The sequence below is a fragment of the Flavobacterium sp. LS1P28 genome (assembly GCF_003970335.1).
Lineage (GTDB): Bacteria > Bacteroidota > Bacteroidia > Flavobacteriales > Flavobacteriaceae > Flavobacterium.
Genome location: NZ_RYDI01000006.1, coordinates 1 through 22,039, shown reverse-complemented (window position 1 = coordinate 22,039; position 22,039 = coordinate 1). Strand labels below are relative to the sequence as shown.

15 protein-coding genes are annotated in these 22,039 nt (G+C 34.8%); 9 read left to right on the top strand and 6 right to left on the bottom strand.

Annotation, left to right across the window (positions count from 1 at the left end):
- Nucleotides 1–7 precede the first annotated feature (7 nt).
- Entirely contained in the window at nucleotides 8–2,344 is a 2,337-nt protein-coding gene (locus EKL97_RS06655) for an ATP-dependent helicase (RefSeq protein ID WP_126568501.1), read from the bottom strand.
- A gap of 119 nt (nucleotides 2,345–2,463) precedes the next feature.
- Entirely contained in the window at nucleotides 2,464–3,231 is a 768-nt protein-coding gene (locus EKL97_RS06650; protein WP_126568555.1) for a sulfite exporter TauE/SafE family protein, read from the bottom strand.
- Between the two features lie 129 nt (nucleotides 3,232–3,360).
- On the opposite strand from EKL97_RS06650, the gene EKL97_RS06645 reads away from it, so the two are divergent.
- A complete protein-coding gene (locus EKL97_RS06645; RefSeq protein ID WP_126514826.1) occupies nucleotides 3,361–3,882 on the top strand; it encodes a hypothetical protein in 522 nt (173 codons plus the stop codon).
- A gap of 3 nt (nucleotides 3,883–3,885) precedes the next feature.
- On the opposite strand, the gene EKL97_RS06640 is transcribed toward EKL97_RS06645, so the two are convergent.
- Together EKL97_RS06640 and EKL97_RS06635 are read right to left on the bottom strand one after the other, a co-directional pair.
- Nucleotides 3,886–4,785, bottom strand: coding sequence for a patatin family protein (locus tag EKL97_RS06640; protein WP_126459609.1), 900 nt, complete (start codon nucleotides 4,783–4,785; stop codon nucleotides 3,886–3,888).
- Between the two features lie 50 nt (nucleotides 4,786–4,835).
- Nucleotides 4,836–6,896, bottom strand: coding sequence for a M1 family metallopeptidase (locus EKL97_RS06635; RefSeq protein ID WP_126568500.1), 2,061 nt, complete (start codon nucleotides 6,894–6,896; stop codon nucleotides 4,836–4,838).
- A gap of 100 nt (nucleotides 6,897–6,996) precedes the next feature.
- On the opposite strand from EKL97_RS06635, the gene EKL97_RS06630 reads away from it, so the two are divergent.
- Nucleotides 6,997–7,734, top strand: a complete 738-nt coding sequence (locus EKL97_RS06630; RefSeq protein ID WP_126568499.1) for a diphthine--ammonia ligase — start codon at nucleotides 6,997–6,999, stop codon at nucleotides 7,732–7,734.
- Between the two features lie 408 nt (nucleotides 7,735–8,142).
- Here EKL97_RS06630 and EKL97_RS06625 read toward each other — a convergent pair whose 3' ends face one another.
- Entirely contained in the window at nucleotides 8,143–8,688 is a 546-nt protein-coding gene (locus EKL97_RS06625) for a DUF1697 domain-containing protein (RefSeq protein WP_126459600.1), read from the bottom strand.
- Between the two features lie 139 nt (nucleotides 8,689–8,827).
- Between EKL97_RS06625 and recG the strand changes: the two genes are divergently transcribed.
- From recG to pheT, 7 genes are all read left to right on the top strand, one after another.
- Nucleotides 8,828–10,936: an ATP-dependent DNA helicase RecG gene (recG, locus tag EKL97_RS06620; protein WP_126568498.1), complete on the top strand. Its 2,109-nt coding sequence runs from the start codon at nucleotides 8,828–8,830 to the stop codon at nucleotides 10,934–10,936.
- A gap of 377 nt (nucleotides 10,937–11,313) precedes the next feature.
- Nucleotides 11,314–12,384 carry an efflux RND transporter periplasmic adaptor subunit gene (locus tag EKL97_RS06615; protein WP_126451460.1) on the top strand — a complete coding sequence of 357 codons (1,071 nt, stop codon included), beginning with the start codon at nucleotides 11,314–11,316 and terminating at the stop codon, nucleotides 12,382–12,384.
- Between the two features lie 60 nt (nucleotides 12,385–12,444).
- Entirely contained in the window at nucleotides 12,445–15,540 is a 3,096-nt protein-coding gene (locus EKL97_RS06610; RefSeq protein WP_126568497.1) for an efflux RND transporter permease subunit, read from the top strand.
- Between the two features lie 52 nt (nucleotides 15,541–15,592).
- On the top strand, nucleotides 15,593–16,906 hold the full coding sequence (locus tag EKL97_RS06605) for a TolC family protein (RefSeq protein WP_126561609.1): 1,314 nt from the start codon (nucleotides 15,593–15,595) through the stop codon (nucleotides 16,904–16,906).
- 153 nt (nucleotides 16,907–17,059) lie between these two features.
- Nucleotides 17,060–17,923: a bestrophin family protein gene (locus EKL97_RS06600; protein ID WP_126568496.1), complete on the top strand. Its 864-nt coding sequence runs from the start codon at nucleotides 17,060–17,062 to the stop codon at nucleotides 17,921–17,923.
- Between the two features lie 75 nt (nucleotides 17,924–17,998).
- Entirely contained in the window at nucleotides 17,999–18,496 is a 498-nt protein-coding gene (locus EKL97_RS06595; RefSeq protein WP_233584077.1) for an AraC family transcriptional regulator, read from the top strand.
- A 342-nt stretch (nucleotides 18,497–18,838) separates the two neighbouring features.
- Nucleotides 18,839–21,259 carry a phenylalanine--tRNA ligase subunit beta gene (gene pheT / locus EKL97_RS06590; protein ID WP_126568495.1) on the top strand — a complete coding sequence of 807 codons (2,421 nt, stop codon included), beginning with the start codon at nucleotides 18,839–18,841 and terminating at the stop codon, nucleotides 21,257–21,259.
- 130 nt (nucleotides 21,260–21,389) lie between these two features.
- On the opposite strand, the gene EKL97_RS06585 is transcribed toward pheT, so the two are convergent.
- Nucleotides 21,390–21,944, bottom strand: a complete 555-nt coding sequence (locus tag EKL97_RS06585; protein ID WP_126459586.1) for a fasciclin domain-containing protein — start codon at nucleotides 21,942–21,944, stop codon at nucleotides 21,390–21,392.
- Nucleotides 21,945–22,039 lie beyond the last annotated feature (95 nt).

The following is a 22,039-nucleotide window of genomic DNA, read 5'->3' as shown; positions in this document are numbered from 1 at the left end:
TAGTTTTTCATCCAATAATATCCAGTTTAGCAAAACGCAACAGTAATTTCTTTATTCCGCCTACTTCAAATTTGATTTCGGCTTTTTTGTCGGCTCCCACTCCTTCAAGGTTTAACACTTCGCCTTTCCCAAAACGTTCGTGCATCACTATATTACCAGCAACCAGTTTATTATCGAATAAATTAGCACTTCCTGAAGCAGCATTATTACTAACAGGTTTCAATTTACGAATATTTATATCCGATTTAGGTTCATTATCTGTATTATATTTGGTCGGCGGGGTTCCGTTAGCTGGTTTTGCCAGACGCAATCTAGATTTATCTACATCACCAAAAATATCGCTATCAATCATTGGTTTATACCTGTAATTATTTTCAGGAGGTGTCATGTATTCCAGATATTGACTATCGATTTCCTCAATAAAACGCGACGGTTCACTATCAGTCAATTTTCCCCAACGGTATCGTGATTGTGCATAGGTCAAATACGCCTGGTGCTCTGCACGGGTCAAAGCCACATAAAACAAGCGGCGTTCTTCTTCTAGTTCGCTTCTCGTGCTCATACTCATGGCACTCGGAAACAAATCTTCTTCCATTCCCACTACAAAAACATGAGGAAATTCTAATCCTTTAGCTAAGTGAATGGTCATCAACGCCACGCGGTCTTCATCACTGGTGTCTTTGTCTAAATCAGTTGCCAGAGCCACATCTTCCATAAATTCAGACAAAGCGCCACGGGCTCCATCCACTTCTTTTTGGCCATCTGTAAAATCCTTAATACCGTTTAGTAATTCCTCAATATTCTGAATTTTAGCCATTCCTTCCGGTGTAGCATCTTTTTTTAATTCCTGAATTAATCCTGTTTTTTTGGCAACATGATCCGCTAAATAAAACGCATCCTGATTTTCATTTATAGCCTGAAAACTCTGAATCATCGTAACAAAATCTAATAGCTTTTGCTTGGTTCCGGAATTCAGTTTTAAATCAATTCGCTCTATGTTTTGCATCACTTCAAACATCGAACGTTTGTAGTGATTGGCTGCAATGGTTAGTTTTTCGATTGTTGTATTCCCAATCCCACGTGCCGGATAATTAATTACCCGAACTAAAGCTTCTTCATCTTTTGGATTAATAACCAATCGTAAATAACACAAAACATCCTTGACTTCTTTTCTTTGATAGAAAGAAAGTCCACCATAAATCCGGTACGGAATATCTCTTTTTCTAAGCGCATCTTCCATAGCCCGGGATTGTGCATTGGTCCGGTACAAAATGGCAAACGCACCGTTAGGCATTTGATTTTGCATTTTTTGCTCCCAAATCGTACCGGCTACAAAACGGCCTTCTTCGTTGTCTGTTAAACTGCGGTGAACCTTTATTTTGGGACCAAAATCATTGGCGGTCCAAACGATTTTGTCCAGTTTTACTTTATTTTTATCAATAATAGTGTTTGCTGCTTCAACAATATTCTTTGTCGAACGGTAATTTTGTTCTAGTCTGAAGGTTTTTACGCCTTCATAATCTTTCTGGAAATTCAGTATATTATTGATGTTTGCACCACGAAACGCATAAATACTTTGTGCATCATCGCCGACCACACAAATATTCTGAAATTTATCGGATAAAGCCCGAACAATAAGATATTGCGAGTGATTTGTATCTTGGTACTCATCTACCAAAATATAGCGAAAACGGTTTTGATATTTGGCCAGAACTTCCGGAAAACGAGTCAGTAATTCATTGGTTTTTAATAACAAATCATCAAAATCCATGGCGCCTGCTTTGAAACATCGGTCCACATAATTTTGATAAATTTCGCCCATTCGAGGTTTTTTAGACATTGCATCCGCTTCTTGCAAATCAGGATCATTAAAATATGCTTTTACCGTAATCAAACTGTTTTTGAAATTTGAAATTCGGCTTAAAACCTGTTTGGGTTTGTACACATCACGATCCAGTTGCATTTCCTTGATTATTCCGGAAATGGCACGCAATGAATCCTGAGAATCATATATGGTAAAGTTTGAAGGATAACCAAGATGTTCTGCTTCTGAGCGTAAAATTCGAGCAAAAACCGAGTGAAATGTTCCCATCCAAAGATTTTTTGCCTCTCCGGCTCCCACGATATCCGAAATTCTTTTTTTCATTTCTCGGGCCGCTTTATTGGTAAAAGTAAGCGATAAGATACTAAACGCATCAACACCCTGACTCATCAAATAAGCAATTCTGATAGTCAACACCCTCGTTTTACCGGAACCTGCACCCGCAATAATTATCATGGGTCCGTCTTTTTGCAAAACGGGTTCACGTTGGGCTTCATTAAGTTGATCGATATATTTGTGCATGGAAAATTTTAAGTTTTATTATGCAAAAATAGCGATTTTGAATGAGGTTTTCAGTACCAAAAAACAACAATTGGCTAATTCATTTTGCGACTCTTCTTAATAAGATATTCTTGTATTTATTATCTCAAAAATACATCGTACGCAAAACGGATTAAAGTCCCGATTACTACAACCAAAAAAAAAATCCGAATAAAACTATTTCCCTTGTTAATGGCTATTTTTGCTCCAATCCATCCGCCTAACGCATTGCTGGCAGCCATGGGTAGTGCAATTGCCCAAATAATTTTTCCTTTTAAAATAAACAAACATATAGAACCAAAGTTTGTCGCCAGATTCACCATTTTCGCATTTGCGGAAGCGTGCAAAAAATCGAAACCCATAATGGCGATAAAAGCCACAACCAAAAAACTTCCGGTTCCCGGTCCGATAAATCCATCATATAAACCAACTACAAAACTGATTCCGATAGCATTACAAATTTGAGTTCTTGGGGAATGATTTTTTTCAATATGTTGTCCAAAATTTTTCTTGGCGTACGTGTAAACAACTAAAAAAGAAAGAACCACCAATAATAACGGTTTCATGAAATCATTGCTCACATACGTCAATAAAGTAGAACCCAAAAATGCCGATGGAAAGGCCAAAAGCATCATAATCGACAATAGTTTCCAGTTCATATCTACCTTTTTCAGATATTGATACGCTGCAAAGGAAGTACCACTAAAAGCAGGAACTTTCAAGGTTCCAATTACGGTTGCAACAGGAAGATTCGGTAATAAAATCAATCCCATAGGCGTTTGTATCAATCCGCCACCTCCAACAATTGCATCAATAAATCCAGCAGCAAAGGCCGCAATACAAAGTAAAGCCAAAACGTAAGTCTCCATCATAGTATTCAATTAAAATATTCTTATTACGAACAACAAAAATAGCATTCGGTTTCATTTATTGCTATTAAATAGAAATTGATTTATACTCAAAAAAGTATATTTTTGCTAAATAATTTTCACATCAAAATGGATTCTACAAAAATCATAGAAATTCTGGGCTACACAATACCTTCACTAATTACTGGAGGTGTTGCTTATTATTTATTTAACGCTTATTTCAAAGACCAACAAAATACAAGACGCTGGTTATTACAAAAAGACGCTCAAAAAGACTTATTGCCTCTGCGCTTGCAGGCTTATGAGCGTATGGCTTTGTTTATGGAACGGATCAATCCTTCAAAACTTTTAGTTCGAATTACCCCTCTTTCAGAAGATAAAAACGAGTATCGCAATTTTGTAATTGCACAAATCGAACAAGAGTATGAACACAATTTAGCACAGCAAATCTACATTTCGGATGAGTGTTGGTCCATTATTGTTACAGCCAAAAATGCAACCATTCAAATGATTCGTTTGGCAACAACTAATGAAAGAGTAAAAGACGCAAATAGTTTGCGGGAAATTATCATTGAAGATTTATTAGAGAAACCTTCTCCAAGCACTGCAGCATTGGCTTATATTAAAAACGAAGTGGGACAATTGTGGTAAGAGTTATTTTATATCACTCATAATTTCACTTTTAGTCAATGCGTATTCGTAACCTTGTTTCCACCATTTTTTCATTTCTGTTTTGTTAAAAAAAAGCGCATTATCAGTCAAATGCGTTGGAGTATAATAAAAATTTATGGTTACATTATTATTCTTTGCTGCCAAAAGACCAATGGCAATGTCCTTTTTCTTTACCTGTTCGAGAACAGTCCCAAATAAATTTACCAATAAAGAGAAAGGGTTTCTACTGATAATTTTTTTACTAATTTGGGTTTCTGTTTGCAAGATAATAACATCAATTTCTGTTGCTCCTCGATTTATGGCTTCTCGAATTGGTACTAAATTGGTAAATCCACCATCGCCATAATCACTTCCTTTTTTATTAACCAAACTCATGAAGGGAAGATAATTACATGAAATCCAGATCCAATCACAAAACTCAGAATATTCAAAATCTTTAATTGACTTGTACTCCACTTCATTAGTGCTCAAATTGGAAACGGTAATGATAACATCTTTGCTCCCGGCTTTTAATTCTTTAAACTCTTCACGAGTAATGGATTTTCGAATTAATTTTCTCAAACTATGACTTTCTCCAAAAGTCTTACTCCCTCTGATGAGATTGATTAGTACATTAAAATGGTTTATCGAAATAACAAATACCCCATTTTTATTTTTTACAAAAAAAGGACGTCTACTAAAAATACTGGACTGATTTACAGAGGTAAAAATTTCTTTTATTTTTTCAATTTTATTTAAAGCCAAATGAGGAATCAGCAAACTTCCAGTTGAAGTTCCGACGAAAAGATCATATTTATCGGCTTCTTTTTCTAAAAGAAATTCTGCTACCCCGCCTGCAAATGCTCCTTTACTACCACCCCCTGAAATGACTAATGCTTTCATCTATTTTATATTGAAATAATAAATCTTATATTATTATCTCGTTAAAGTAATTAAAAAATCAATCTTTTCAATTGAAATTGCTCCTTTTCAATCAAATTTGGTAAAATCCTTTCGAATGAAAGCTGCATTTCTTTGTTTTTTAGCAAGGTTCTAATGTTGTCTCTCGCAAATTTTGAAAACTGCCACATTTGATGTGTTGATGCATTGATCAAGTTTTTCAAAACCGTGTCGTTTATTATTCCAAAAGTAAGAAGATTTTCCAAAGCATTTTGGCGTGTTGTCGCTTCATAAATTGAAGAAGAATAATTCACCAATTCCGTGATTAAATCCGTTTTGTCTGATGCATAATCTGGACTTGACAAGGCTAAGCTAAGCCACAAGGTTTTAAGATTATAATCATTAAAACCAATCCAGTCTTTGGATTTATCCAAATAAAGAGAGCGATATTCGGGGAAATTATTCCATAAATGATACAACGCTATTTCTTGGGTTTGATAGGAATGATCATCGAGTAAAGTCTCATATTGCAAACGGAAATCTTCGGGTATTTTAGTCAAAGTACTAGCTACTGCCTGACGCACTTGGAGATTTTCAGTTGTTAAAGCCAATGCCAGAAGTTCTTTTTTATCTTCCCATTTTTCATTTTTTAATTGATTTAAAATAACTTCTTTTACCAAAAAACAGACGTCAGATTGCATTGTTTTTTCAAGAAAATCCTTTTTCTCTGACAACGGTTTGTTTTTTAATTTATCGACTTCAAACAACGCCTGAATTGATTTGTTTTTAAGCAATAAACTATTGGCTTGTTGTGTATTGAAAATAGTAGTTTCAAGCCATACTTCACTAAAATTATCTAAATCATAACTAGATACTTTTTTGATTTCAGCAAAAAAATCTGTTGTATTCACATTTTGAAATGCATTTTTTTCTAAATAACTTTTTACCGCTTTTTTAAACGCCTTATCCCCTATTTCTTTGTGTAAAACAAAAAGTGCCCAAGCTCCTTTTTGATAAAAAGTCAATGAACTGGCTTTGGCATTCAAAACCGGAATGCTATCCGTTCTGGAAGCGTATTTTAATTGTGATGCCGACTCATATAATTTGGAATAAAAATAATCCTCACCAAAAATTTCTTTTTCGGCTAAAAGTGCATAATACGTTGCAAAACCTTCTTGTAACCAATGATGCTTGCTGCTTTCGGCAGTGACTAAATTCCCAAACCACTGATGCGCTAATTCATGCGCATTGACATTCGTGTAACTTCTGTCTTCAAAACCTGTAGAATCCACCACATAACGCATGTTGAAAAGCGTTGCTGATGTATTTTCCATTCCGGCATACAAGAAATCTCGAACAGGTGCTTGTTTGTAAATTTCCCAAGGATACTTCACTCCTATTTCTTTTTCTAAGAAATCAAACATTTTTTTAGAGTTGCGATAGGTTGGTTCAAATTTGGAAACGTCTTTTAGTCCCAAATACATTTCTAAAGGAATTCCAGAATTTGATTTCTCGATTTTTTTTTCAAATTTACCGATGGTAAGCATCAATAAATACGAACTCATTGGTTTTTGCATTTGGTATTGCCAAACCGAAAGTCCATCAAATCCAGATTTAAATCTCAAAGTTCCATTTGAAATTACCTGATACTCTTTTTTGAATATAATATTCAAATTGAAAACCACTTTTTCATTCACATCATCAAAACTCGGAAACCAATGACTGGTATATTTTCCTTGTCCTTGCGTCCAAATTTGTAAATTATCATTTGCTTCTGAACCCACGAAATACATCGTTTGTTTTGGCTTTGCAAAATACTGAAAAGTCAGGTTGTTTTTTCCATTTGTGAACGGAAATATAATTTGTAATTGTGTCTCAGTATTGCGAAAATTAATCGGTTTTCCGTTCAGTTTTACATCTGAAAATTCTATGTTTTGGGCATCAATTTTAATGGTATCTATAGATTTCAAAACATTAAAATCATAATTAACATCACCAGAAACAGTTCTTTCAATTGGATTTATTACAATTTTCCCTAAAACTGATTTAAAATCAACAAATTGGGTTTGTTGGGCGAATGTGAACGTGGAAATAAAAAAGAATAGGTATTTCATTATGATACATTTAATACTGTAATTTTCAAAGTTACAAAGGTTTTGCAAACTAAACCGCCAAATTTTGTAAGTTTGACTCCAGAAAAAACATGAAAATACATTGAAAAAGATAGCACTATTTAACTGGAGCAGCGGTAAAGATTCGGCTCTCGCCTTGTACAAAACATTACAAAATCCCGAAATTGAAATTGCTTGTTTACTCACAAGTGTAAACCAACAATATCAGCGTATTTCAATGCACGGTGTAAGAGTTGGATTATTGCAGCAACAAGCCGAAAGTATTGGATTACCGCTTGAAATTATGCTAATTCCCGAAATGCCCACGATGGAAGTCTACGAAAAGGTAATGCGCGAAACATTGGCAAAACTTAAAAACCAAGGTGTAACCCATTCTATTTTCGGAGATATTTTCCTAGAAGATTTACGTAAATACAGAGAAGACAAACTAGCCGAAATAGGTTTTGAAGGTATTTTTCCGCTTTGGAAAATCCCAACACATGATTTAATTCAAGAATTTATCAATTTAGGTTTTAAAACAATTGTGGTTTGCGTCAATGAACGCTTTTTAGATAAAAGCTTCGTTGGTCGCGTGATTGATCAAAATTTCATCAATGAATTACCTGAAAATGTAGATGTTTGCGGAGAAAACGGAGAATTTCACACCTTCACTTTTGACGGTCCCATTTTCTCGAAACCTATCAATTTCGAAATTGGCGAAGTTGTTTATAGAAAATACGAAAAACCAGAAAAGGAAGATTCATCTGATACTGCTTGTGACACGAGCGCTTCTGATGCATTTGATTTTGGTTTTTGGTATTGTGATCTGGTTGAAAAATAATCTATTTAATGGTTAATAAATTCAGTACTTTCGGATAGGCTTCATTTTTATAATTAAGGTTTTAAAAAAAGTACCAAAAATTTTTCAACTCCTGAGATCTCTTTCGCAAAAATGCTTCATAATCCTAAATTAACCAAAACTAAACCTTATAAAAATGTTCAATAAGAACTTATAAATTACTTTTTTAACTAAAATTGTATTTGACTTCGCTTACACAGATATTTTTAAAATGATTCTACCTGTAAAAGATTGCGTCAAATTATAAATATTTTATTTCTAAAGTTAAAAATAGATTCTGAAACATCCTTGTTTTGACTCTAAAAAAATACCGCTAATTCGCAAATTTCAAATGGATGATAACATTTGAAAATTAGCGAATTAGCGGTTATACTAGATTTTAAAGTCTTATTATCTTTCCTCGTAAAGTTTCAGTAATTGCGTCACAGTATTCCAATTGCGGATTGTTGCAATAACATTTAGCTTCTTCTCGATGTATTTTTGATCGAATCGGGTTTTTCCGGCGCCAACAGCGTATTTAATAAAAATTCTGCTGCCGTCAATACTGGCTTCATCCGGTTTGAACTGACTTATTCTCAAATCATTCATACTGCTACTTTGTAACGTAGTCGAAATAAAAGCCACATATAACTTCTTAGTATCAATATCTTTTTCCTTCAAGAAAGGATTGTTCTTGAAACATGCTTCTAAATCTGCAGAGCTAATGACTACAACCGGCACTTCATGACCAAAAGCCTTGAAAATTTCCTGTTTTATTTTGAATCCAACAGCAGCTGAACTTTCTTCTTCTGTATCTACAAAAACATTGCCCGATTGAATATACGTTTGTACATTTTGAAAACCAATGGCTTCCAAAGTTGTTTTTAGCGCCTCCATTTTTATCATACTGTGACCGGAAACATTTATGCCACGGAGTAATGCGAGATGAGTTGTCATTTATTACTTTTTTTTACGAAGGTATTGCGTTTGGTGTTAATTTCACAATTAAGTTAAGTTTTAACTTTACATTTTTAATAAAGCATTTTAGAATCAATTACACTTTCCAAATTTCCAAACAAAAAACTATCTTCGCACTATGCAACAAAACCTCCTACTCACTCCCATCGAATACTTGAAAGGCGTTGGTCCCAATCGGGGCGAATTGCTTCGTAAGGAATTGGGAATTTATAAGTACGTGGATTTGGTTAATTTTTTTCCAAATAGATACATAGACAGAACGCGATATTACAAGATTAACGAACTGCAAAATAATAGTGCCGAAGTTCAGATTATCGGTAAAATCATCAACATCAAAACTGTAGAATTTGGCAAAAACCAAAAACGATTGGTAGCGACTTTTGTAGATGATACAGGACAAATGGAACTTGTTTGGTTTCAAGGTCACAAATGGATTCGGGAAAGTTTAAAGCTCAATGAAATGTGTGTTGTTTTTGGGAAATGCACCTCTTTTGGAAATGCGTTCAACATGGCGCATCCCGAAATTGAATTGATGACAGAGCATGAACAAAGTCTGCGTTCAGCGATGCAACCCGTGTATCCTTCGACAGAAACTTTGACTAATCGCGGAATTTCAAACCGGGTGATTAATAAACTGATGCAGCAATTGTTTCTGGAAACACAAGCGTTATTCACGGAAACTTTACCGGATTATTTGATTAACGAATTGAAGCTGATTCCTAAAAAAGCGGCTTTATTCAACATTCATTTTCCAAAAAGTGCTGATGTTTTAGCTAAAGCGAAATTCCGATTAATATTCGAAGAATTGTTCTTTATTCAGTTGCAATTAATCACGAAGAATCTCATCCGAAAACATAAAATAAAAGGACATCCGTTTACAACTGTAGGCGAAAACTTTAATGATTTTTATCAGCATCATTTGCCTTTTCAACTGACAAATGCTCAAAAAAGAGTGATAAAAGAAATCCGAACCGATATGGGAAGCAACGCCCAAATGAACCGATTGCTGCAAGGCGATGTAGGTTCCGGAAAAACAATTGTGGCTTTTATGAGCATGCTTTTGGCGCTTGATAATGGCTTCCAAGCCTGCTTGATGGCACCAACAGAAATCCTCGCCAATCAGCATTTTATCGGTTTATCCGAATTGGCCGAAACTTTAAATATAAATATCCGAATCCTAACAGGTTCTACCAAAATAGCACAACGCCGAATTATCCATGAAGAACTGGAAAACGGTACGTTACATATCCTCATCGGAACGCATGCTTTACTAGAAGATAAAGTAAAATTCAAGAATTTAGGACTGGCTGTAATTGATGAGCAACATCGTTTTGGCGTAGAGCAACGCTCTAAATTATGGAAGAAAAATGTGATTCCGCCACACGTTCTGGTAATGACCGCCACGCCTATTCCCCGCACTTTGGCAATGAGTTTGTATGGCGATTTAGACATTTCAGTAATTGATGAACTGCCTCCGGGACGAAAACCGATTCAGACCGTACATCGTTTTGACAGCAACCGTTTGAAGGTTTGGAAATTCCTTCGGGACGAAATCGCTTTGGGTCGCCAAATCTATATTGTGTATCCGCTCATCCAGGAATCGGAGAAAATGGATTTCAAGGATTTAATGGACGGTTACGAAAGTGTTTCCAGAGATTTCCCATTGCCACAGTATTCGATTTCAATTTTGCACGGAAAGATGAAACCAGCGGAAAAGGATGCAGAAATGAAACGCTTTTCAGAAGGGAAAACCAATATTATGGTTGCTACAACTGTAATTGAAGTTGGCGTGAATGTTCCTAATGCCAGCGTGATGATTATTGAAAGTGCGGAACGTTTTGGATTGTCGCAACTCCATCAGCTTCGAGGTCGCGTGGGTCGTGGTGCGGAGCAAAGTTATTGCATCCTGATGACAAGTCACAAATTGAGTTCTGACAGTAAAACCCGAATGGAAACGATGGTGCAAACAAACGATGGTTTCGAAATTGCGGAAGTCGACTTGAAGCTTCGTGGTCCGGGTGATTTGATGGGAACACAACAAAGCGGCGTACTGAATCTTCAAATTGCCGATTTAGTTCGAGACAGAGATACTTTGGCTTTAGCCAGAAATTATGCTTTAAAACTTCTGAAAGAAGATGCAGGGATGCAAAAACCGGAGCATACCGCTTTGAGAGTTGTTTTCTTAGAAATGACAAAAAAGAAAAACATCTGGAATTATATTAGCTAACCTAAATTCTTATTTTGAGAATAATGTTCAACTTTTGTTTTTGATTAAAACTAAAACGGCGAGAAGTTGATATTTTATCTTGCTAACGTAATTTTTGATCGTATGTACTTTTTAATTTAGTTTCGTTAAATACTATTTTTTCTATTATCAATTAAACCATTTCCGTTTTTTGTAGTCCTACAATCTAATGAGTTTCCGAAAACATTTTTTTTAATGCTATATTTCTAAAATATTTAGAATTCAGAAACGTATTTTTTACGGACAAGACATTTGTATGTACAAACGTTAAATAAAAATTAACACCTCAATTAATTCATTTCTAAAACCTAAATTTGTCTTTAACTAAAAAAACTGAGACCTAATCTTACTTAATAACTATGAAAATTAAATACCTAGTTTATGCCTTGCTAACAATTGGAATCATTGGATTTATTGGTTACCGAATAAAAGAAAACAAAAGTAAAAGTGGCGATTCAAAAGATCAATCAGGAAACATCAAATCAATGAATGTCAGTGGAATTATTGTAGAGCCACAAACGTTTGATAATAATTTATCGTTATCTGGTTCTATTGAAGCCAATGAACAGGTTGAAATCCGGAGTGAAGTTTCAGGAATTGTTGAACGAATTTATTTTGAGGAAGGAAGTAGCGTTAGCAAAGGTCAAGTACTTTTTAAAGTGAATGATTTAGAGTTAAGAGCCCAATTGAGACAAGCATCTACTCGAGAAGGATTAGCTTCAGAAAATGCAAGAAGAGCACAATTATTACTTCAAAAAGAAGCCATTAGCCAGGAAGAATATGATTTAGCCCGAGCGGATCTAAAATCAGCAGAAGCCCAAACCCAGTTGATTCAAGTTCAAATTGCCAAAACATCTGTACGAGCGCCCTTCTCAGGAAAAATTGGTTTGCGTTCTATTTCTCCGGGAATTTATATTACACCTTCCATGTTGATTGCAAATCTTGTGAACACCAGCAAGCTAAAAATAACTTTTTCGATTCCTGAAAAATATGCTACACAAATTAAGAAAAACACCTCTTTACACTTTACAGTAGCCGGATCTAATAAAAAATATAGCGCTATGATTTATGCTATTGAGCCAAGAGTGTCTGTAGCTACCAGAACCATACAAGTACGAGCATTAGCAGAAAACAAAGACGGTAACTTATTACCGGGACTTTTTGCCGATGTAGAAATGCCTTTGGATATTATCAAAGATGCGATCTTAGTACCAACAGAAGCGATCATTCCGGTTCAAAACGGTAAAAAAGTTTTTATTTCCAGTGGAGGAAAAGCAAAGCAAGTGATGGTCGAAACCGCCACCAGAACGGATGCTTCCATCTTAGTACTTTCAGGACTTAAGGCGGGTGATACTTTATTGACCAGTGGTATTATGTCCTTAAAAAATGATGTTCCTGTAAAAGTAACTGTCGCTAAAAATAATATTTAAGGTCAATACCCTTAAAATTAAATCCCTTTGTTTATTGGGATTAAAAACTAAATTAAAACAATGAGTTTATCAACTTTAAGTATCAAAAGACCTGTATTAACTATAGTAATGAACCTTTCCATTGTGTTATTTGGAATAATTGGATATAGTTTTTTGGGAGTCCGGGAATTTCCTTCTATTGATCCTGCGCAAATTTCGATTCGAACCAATTATGCCGGAGCAAATGCGGATATTATTGAGTCACAAATTACCGAGCCTATAGAAAAAGCAATCAATTCTATTGAAGGAATTCGAAATATTACTTCGTCGAGTACCCAAGGAAACAGCAGCATAACCATTGAATTTAATTTAGGTAAGGATCTTGAAGCTGCCGCCAATGATGTTCGGGATAAAGTATCTCAGGCAGTACGAAATTTGCCAGAAGACATTGATTCCCCTCCTGTTGTCTCTAAAGCAGATGCCGATAGTCGTGCCATTATTTCGATGACAGTTCAAAGTGATTCCAGAAATTCCCTAGAATTAAGTGATTATGCTGAAAATGTTATTGCCCAAAGATTAGAAACAATCCCTGGAGTCAGTGGAGTTCAAATTTGGGGACAACAGAGATTTGCCATGCGTTTATGGATTGATCCTGTCAAATTAGCCGCTTACGGATGTTCCGTAGCCGAAGTTAGAGATGCCTTAAATCAACAAAATGTAGAACTCCCTTCTGGAAAAATAACGGGCAATAATACGGAATTAACAGTAAAAACAGTTGGAAATTTATCTACAGCCGAAGAGTTCAATAATATTATCATTCGTTCCGAAGGAGCAAAAACGGTTCTTTTTAGTGATATAGGTACAGCGGTTTTAGGACCTGAAAATCTGGAAACAAAAATGACGCAATCCGGTTTACCGTTAGTGGGTATAGCTATAGTTCCGCTTCCTGGTGCAAATTATTTAGATATTTCTAAAGAATTCTACAAAGAATATGATAAATTAAAAAAGGATTTACCCAAAGATATTAAATTAAACATTGTTATTGACAGCACTATTTTTGTAAAAAAATCCGTTATTGAAGTGGCTGAAACCTTATTAATTTCTATCATTCTGGTAATTCTGATCATTTATTTATTCTTTAGAGATTGGGCTATTGCCATTAGACCCTTAATTGACATACCGGTTTCGCTAATTGCAACGTTCTTCATCATGTATCTTTTTGGTTTCTCGATAAATGTACTGACTTTATTAGCTATTGTTCTTGCTACAGGCCTGGTCGTTGATGATGGAATTGTTGTCACGGAAAATATTTTTAAGAAGGTCGAAGAAGGGATGTCTCCAATTGAGGCAGCTATAAAAGGCTCTAATGAGATCTTTTTTGCTGTAATCTCGATTTCAATTACTTTAGCAGCCGTATTTTTACCGGTAATTTTTCTGGAAGGATTTGTTGGGCGGCTATTTCGGGAGTTTGGCGTTGTCATAGGAGCCGCAGTATTAATTTCGGCTTTTGTCTCATTAACATTAACACCGATGTTAAATGCCTATTTGATGAAAGGCGGGGAACAAAAAAAATCAAAATTCTATATTTATTCGGAACCATTTTACCAAAGATTGAATAGTGGTTATGCCAGTGCATTAAGTGCTTTTATGAAACGAAAATGGATCAGTTTTCCCATTCTTATAGCTTGTTTTGGATTAATATATGTATTTTTTAATTTATTGCAAAAAGAAACTGCACCTTACGATGACCGTAGTGCTCTTGTTATGAGAATGACAACTCCTGAGGGTTCGTCCTACGAATACACGGACCGGTTTATGCAAGAATTATCACAATTAGTAGATGATTCTATTCCGGAAAAAAAGGTTGCTTTAGTAATTACATCACCGGGTTGGGGTTCCTCCTCTGTAAATAGTGGAATGATTCGAATGGCACTCTCAGAAACAGGGGAACGAGAAAAATCTCAAAAGGAAATTGCAGAAAAATTAAACAGATTAACAAAAAAATATCCCGAAATTAAGACTTCAGTTATTGAGGAACCTACTATTGCAGTAAACAGACGTGGAGGTCTACCGATTGAATACATTATTCAGGCACCTAATTTTAAACAATTAGAAAAAAAGATTCCTGAATTTATGGATGAGGCTGCCAAAAACCCTACGTTTTCGGTTACCGATGTAAACCTAAAATTTAACAAACCCGAAATCAATGTTACTATTGATCGGGAAAAAGCGAAAAGTTTAGGTATATCTGTTATGGATATTGCACAAACCTTACAACTTTCTTTGAGCGGACAGCGTTTTGGTTATTTTATGCGCAATGGAAAACAATATCAGGTCATTGGACAATTTGAACAAGAAGATCGATCCAAACCTTTGGATTTAACTTCTATGTATGTAAAAAATAGTAGTGGAGAATTAATCCAAATGGATAATGTTGTTAGTATTCAAGAACAGAGCAATCCGCCACAATTGTACCACAATAACCGATACATGTCAGCCACTGTAACTGCCGGATTAGCACCGGGAAAAAGTATCAGTGATGGAATTGATGCTATGAATGAAATTAAAGCGAAAGTACTTGACGACACTTTTACCACTGATTTAGGGGGCGAATCCAGGGATTATGTAGAGAGTAGTTCTAATACCTCTTTTGCTTTTGGATTGGCTTTACTGTTAATATTTTTGATTCTGGCAGCACAATTTGAGAGTTTTATCGATCCTTTAATTATTATTTTGACAGTTCCAATGGCTGTTGCAGGTGCTTTATTCTCCCTTTGGTTGTTTGATCAGACGTGGAATATTTTTAGCCAAATTGGAACGGTAATGCTTATTGGATTAGTCACGAAGAATGGGATTTTGATAGTTGAGTTTGCCAATAAACTGAGAGAAGAAGGAAAACCAAAACTGGAGGCTATTTTAGAAGCTTCTGAATCCAGACTTCGTCCTATTTTAATGACTAGTTTAGCTATTTCATTGGGAGCTTTGCCTATTGCCTTATCTTTAGGAGAAGCATCTACCAGTAGAATTGGAATGGGAGTTGTCATTGTTGGCGGAACAATTTTCTCTTTAATTCTAACTTTATTTGTAATCCCTGCCATGTACTTAATGTGGTCTAAAGCTCGAAAACATTATCCTGAATTTGATCATATTGAAGAATATGAAAAAGAAGTTCGATAATTTGAACGGAGCTACAAATGACAAGGATTTATCTGTGACAAAAAAAACAATTATGACAAACACTAAAATACTCTTTCGCAGTTTAATTTTAATTTTCTTTTGTATTTTAAATACCCAAGCACAAGAAGTGCTAACATTGGAAAGTGCCATAAAGATAGCATTGGAAAACAATTACGAAATAAAAATTGCAGCCAATAATTTAAAAATAGAAAAAACAAACGTAGCGGTTGGAAATGCAGGAATGCTACCCACCGTAACAGCTTCTGTAGTGGATAATAACAGCGTTCAAAATAGTTCCCAAACCAGGCAAGACGGAGCAGAAACGAAATTAGACAATGCTAAAAATAACAGTTTGAGTTATGGTGTAGGTCTGAACTGGACCATTTTTGACGGATTCCGAATGTTTGCCCGAATGAACCAGCTCAAAGAGTTACAAAAACTTGGGGAAGCCCAATTAAAGCTGACCTTAATTACTAAAATTAGTGACGTAAATGCTGCTTATTATGATTTAGTGCAGCAACAACAACAATTGGCCGCTCTGGATACGACAATTGTTATTTCAAATCAGCGACTAATTTTGGCACAAAACCGATTTACAATCGGAAAAGCATCTAAATTAGAGGTTTTGAATGCTCAGGTAGATTTAAATACTGACCAAGTCGCACTTTTAAGACAAAAAGAACTCTATGCTAACAGCAAAATCCTGCTGAATCAAATTATGGCCAGAGATCTTAAAATTAATTTTAAAGTAATCGATGTACTTGCAGTAGACCGACTGTTATTTCTTCCGGAACTTACTGTGCTGGCCGAAAAGCAAAATCCACAATTAGAAGCTCAGGTCATCAATAAAAGAGTAGCTGAATTGCAATTGAAGCAAATCAAAGCAGGACGTTATCCTACAATCAGAGTTAATACGGCCTATAACTTTTCAGAAAGTCAATCCAGTCTTGGTTTCGTCACACAATCGCAATCCAGAGGTTTTAATTATGGCTTTACAGCAACATTAAACCTGTTTGATGGCTTTTCTCAAAATAGAAATGAAAAAATAGCGAAAATTCAAATTGAAAATTCCAAAATATCAATTCAGCAACAAAATTTGATACTAAATGCTCAATTGGCAACCTCCTATCAAACCTATTTGACCAATTTAGAATTGATAACATTGGAAGAAAAAAATCAAGCAATAGCCCAACAGAATTTGACTATAACTTTAGATAAATTTCGCATTGGAACCATTACCACTCTAGAATTCAGAACCGCACAATTGAATTATGTTAATGCAAAGGTTCGCTATAGTAACGCCCAATTTCAAGGCAAATTATCTGAAATTGCACTTCGAGAATTGGCGGGAAATCTTATTTTTTAATTTGACAATAATTCACAATTTTGTTCTTTTTTCCATGGCTCAATTTTCGAATTTTAAAGGCAAAACGAATGGTAGTTTACAGTCAAAAATTTTGATTCCTTATTTAGAACCAGAAAGTTCATTTTAGTTTATTTTTGCAAATAAAAAATCTGAATGACTTCGTATAACCCTAAAGATTGGATTAGTTTTATTTTCCATTTAAGCAAAGCCGATACTTTTCGGAAATTGATACCAATGATGCTACTTATTGGTGTTTATTCCGGTATAATAGGGTATTTGGAAATTGAATATTGGCATTTGCCGGATAACAGTCCCGTAAAAAACATTTCAATAATGCACGGAATGTTGGGTTTTGTAATTTCATTATTATTAGCCTACCGAACCAATACAGCTTATGATCGCTGGTGGGAAGGAAGAAAATTATGGGGATCATTGGTAAATAACAGTCGTAATTTATCTATTAAATTGTCTGCAATGTTGCAGGACGAAAAAGATCGTAATTTCTTTCGCAAAATAATTCCCGGGTATGCCTCAATTTTACATAAACATTTAAACGACCGTGACACCAGCCTGCAACTTTTTGACGATCTGGATTTAGACATTGATCATCACAAACACAAGCCCAATCAGGTCGCAAAAATGATGTTTCAAAAAATCAATGATTTGTATGTTTCTAAAAAAATAACAGGCGACCAACTCTTGATTTTAAATACTGAAGTTCATTCGTTTACAGATATTTGTGGTGCTTGTGAACGTATAAAAAACACTCCTATCCCCTATTCATACAGTGCTTTTATCAAAAAATTTATTTTTATTTATGTACTGACTTTGCCTTTTGGATACGTGTTCAGTTTGGGATATTATGTAATTCCGGTTGTGGTATTTATCTTTTATGTTTTAGCAAGTTTAGAGCTGATTGCCGAAGAAATTGAAGATCCTTTTGGCATGGATGCCAATGATCTGCCCACTAAAAAAATGGCGGAAAACATAAAAAAACACGTCGAAGAATTAATTTAAATATTCCATAAATAGCACTAAAATTTAAGTTATTTACTTTAAATTTAGACTTTTCCTTTTTTAAAGTTTAAATTTATGAATAGTAATCGTACCTTCATCAACCCACCGCATTTATCAAACGAGAAATCGTTAAAAACATTAGTGGAGAACCGAACGGTTTACTCTTTGAACCATTGCGAACTAAATCTTTTTGAAACTTATGAATCATCGGCATTAGTTCCTCTAAAATTTAATGATTTTGTAGTGACTAGCATGCTCAGAGGTAAAAAAGTGATGCATCTTTTTGATGATCCGAGCTTTGTGTACTTACCAGGAGAAACAGTAGTGATTCCCTCAAATGTAGAAATGAAAATTGATTTCCCGGAGGCTACAAGAAAAAATCCAACACAGTGTTTGGCTTTGGCCATAGAGCAAACTAAGATTATAGATACCTTACAGTTTTTGAACGAACGGTATCCTAAAGACGGAAACGACCAATTTTGGCAATTAAACTACCAAAATTATTTTTTCTACAACAATGTAGAACTGGCAGCTACCATCAATAAATTAATCAAAGAATGCATGAGTATTTAATTGGTACAACAAACTTTCCCCCAATATAATTATCATATTTTGCCTTAAATTCTGGTCTTTGTGCTACGTTATCCATATTGTTATCTGTTTATATTTTATCAAAAATAGTTACCTATTTCTCTTTAGAATAGCACAATTCAGTCAAGTAATAGCATTAAATTTAAATATGTGTTTTTTTAACCTAATTTTATTGTTTAATTCACATATAATTATATTTAAGATTCCTTTATCTGTATTTTTGGTACGTAGTCAATCCATATAAATGAGTTGTAAAAAACCAAAAAAATTGTTTCTTACTCCAAACTGCAATCCTTATATTTGCAGTCTCATTAAAATTAAAAGATGAAAATATCTTACAACTGGTTAAAACAATTTATTAAAATAGACTGGAAATCCGAGGAAACTGCAGCATTACTAACTGATTTAGGGTTAGAAGTAGAAATTGTTGATAAATACCAATCCGTAAAAGGCGGATTAGAAGGCATTGTTGTGGGACACGTGCTTACGTGCATCCAACATCCGGATGCTGACCGATTAAAAATTACCACAGTCGATTTAGGAAATGGCGTTCCTGTACAGATTGTATGTGGTGCCACTAATGTTGCTGCAGGACAAAAAGTGCCGGTTGCTACTATTGGAACCACATTATATGACGCCTCGGGAATTGCTTTTATAATAAAAAAAGGAAAAATTCGCGGACAGGAAAGTCACGGAATGATTTGTGCAGAAGATGAACTAGGACTAGGCGATAGCCATGACGGAATTATGATACTGGACGATGCTTTAGCAGCAGGAACTCCTGCATCCACCGTTTTTAAAATTGAAAATGACGAAGTTTTCGAAATTGGATTGACACCCAATCGTGCTGATGCCATGAGCCATTTGGGAACTGCTCGGGATTTGAGAGCAGGAATGCTGCAAAGCGGTGTCAATGTAGAACTGATCACCCCTTCGGTAAGTAATTTTAGAGTAGATAAAAGAACCTTAAAAATTGATATTGATGTCAAAGAGTCTAAACTGGCTCCTAGATATTGTGGTGTAACCATTTCTGGTATAGAGGTAAAACCATCACCAGCTTGGTTGCAAAACCGATTGAAAGCTATTGGAATCAATCCTAAAAATAATATTGTAGATGTAACCAATTATGTTTTACATGAGCTGGGTCAACCACTTCATGCCTTTGATGCTGCAAAAATTAATGGAAAGATACTCGTACAAACACTTCCTGCCGGAACTAAATTCATTACTCTTGATGATGTAGAACGAACCTTACACGAAGAAGATTTAATGATTTGTGATGAAAAAGGACCTTTATGTATTGCCGGTGTTTTTGGCGGAAAAAAATCAGGAGTAGGTGAACATACCAATTCTATTTTTCTGGAAAGTGCTTATTTTAATCCCGTAAGTATTCGTAAAACAGCGAAAAGACATCAATTGAATACGGATGCTTCCTTTCGATTTGAAAGAGGAATTGACCCAACCATTACCGCATACGCCCTAAAAAGAGCAGCTCTATTAATACAAGAAGTAGCAGGAGGCGAAATAACATCTGATGTTGTGGATATGTATCCAAAAAAATTGGAAGACTTTTCAGTGTTTTTAAATTTTAGTAAAGTCGCTAAAATAATTGGTCAGGAATTACCAAAAGATACGATCAAACAAATATTAGCGTCATTAGAAATTAAAATCAATAGTGTTTCTGACGCAGGTTTAGGTTTAACCATTCCGGCTTACCGGGTTGATGTACAAAGAGAAATTGATGTAATTGAAGAAATATTAAGGGTTTACGGTTACAATAACATTAAATTTTCAAAAAAATTGAATGCTACTGTTTCTAATTCTCCCAGAAACGAAGACTATAAGATACAAAATCTGATTGCCACACAATTAAATTCTCAAGGATTTAATGAGATGATGGCTAATTCGCTGACGACCGCTTCTTATGTAGCGCTGAGTGAAATACTTAAAGAAGAACATAACGTAACAATGCTGAATCCGTTAAGTGCTGATTTATCAACAATGCGACAATCCCTGTTATTCTCCGGATTAGAGGCTGTTTCCTATAATATTAATCGTAAAAATTCCGATTTAAAATTATTTGAATTTGGAAAATCATACCACAACTATCTTGCTGGTTATGAAGAGAAAAAACATTTGACTTTATTTCTTTCCGGAAACAGAAATCAAGAAAATTGGACTAACGCTCAAAAACCCTCTGATTTCTTTTTGTTCAAAGGCTATGTCCATGGGATCCTTTCAAGATTAGGGATTCAAAAAACACAAAATTTACCTGTTACATCTGATATTTTTTCTGAAGGAATTGCAATTGGATGTCACAAAGATACTTTGGTAGAATTTGGGGTGGTAAAAAAATCAATATTGAAGCATTTTGGAATCAAACAAGAAGTATTTTTTGCAGATTTTAATTGGGCTCTAATTTTAAAATTAATTTCTGCGAAGATAAAATATACCGAGATTCCAAAATATCCGGAAGTGCGCAGGGATTTGGCTTTGCTTATAGATCAAAACATAACTTATGAAAGTATTTATAACATTGCACGTCAGACAGAAAAAACACTTTTAAAAGACATTAATTTATTTGATGTATATCAAGGTCAAAATCTTCCTGAAGGGAAAAAATCATACGCTTTAAGTTTCGCTATTCAAGACTGTTCTAAAACACTGACGGATGCGCAAATTGACAAAATTATGAGCAAGTTGCAAAATAATTTTATAACTGAACTCGGAGCCACTTTGAGATAAGTTCAATTTTATCTAAGTAAAATATAATCCCGATGCTAAAAAACTTAGTATCGGGGTTTTTTTATAACAAAAAAGCCCTGCAAATTGCAGGGCTCTTAAGACTAACAAAATATCAACCTCTAATCAAAAATTATTGTTTAGGTAATACAACTGCATCAATAACGTGAATCACACCATTAGATTGGTTCACATCAGCAATTGTTACTTTAGATTTTCCTCCATTTTCATCCGAGATATATAAATCTTTACCTTTCATCCAAGCAGTTAAGTTTCCGCCACTAACTGTTTTTAAGGTTGCTTTTCCTTTTCCCATTTTAATTGCTTTAGCAATATCTGAAGCATTCATTTTTCCAGCTACAACATGGTACGTAAGTATTGTTTGTAACATCTTTAAGTTTTCTGGTTTTAACAATGTAGTTACAGTTCCTGCTGGTAAATTATCAAACGCAGCATTTGTTGGGGCAAAAACGGTGAATGGTCCTGTACTTTGTAATGTTTCAACTAAACCAGCTGCTGTTACAGCTGCAACTAAAGTAGTATGGTCTTTAGAGTTTACCGCATTTTCAACAATATTTTTAGTTGGATACATCGCTGCTCCTCCAACCATTACACTTTTTTGAGCGAAAGATGTAGCTCCAAATACTAATGTCATTAATGCAATTGATAAAAATTTTCTAGTTTTCATATTTTTTTTTTAAAAGTTATCACTAGTGTCCACTTAAAATAAGTTGAAAACCAGCTGGTTAGTATTATGTTCATTGACATTATTGTAATCTGATT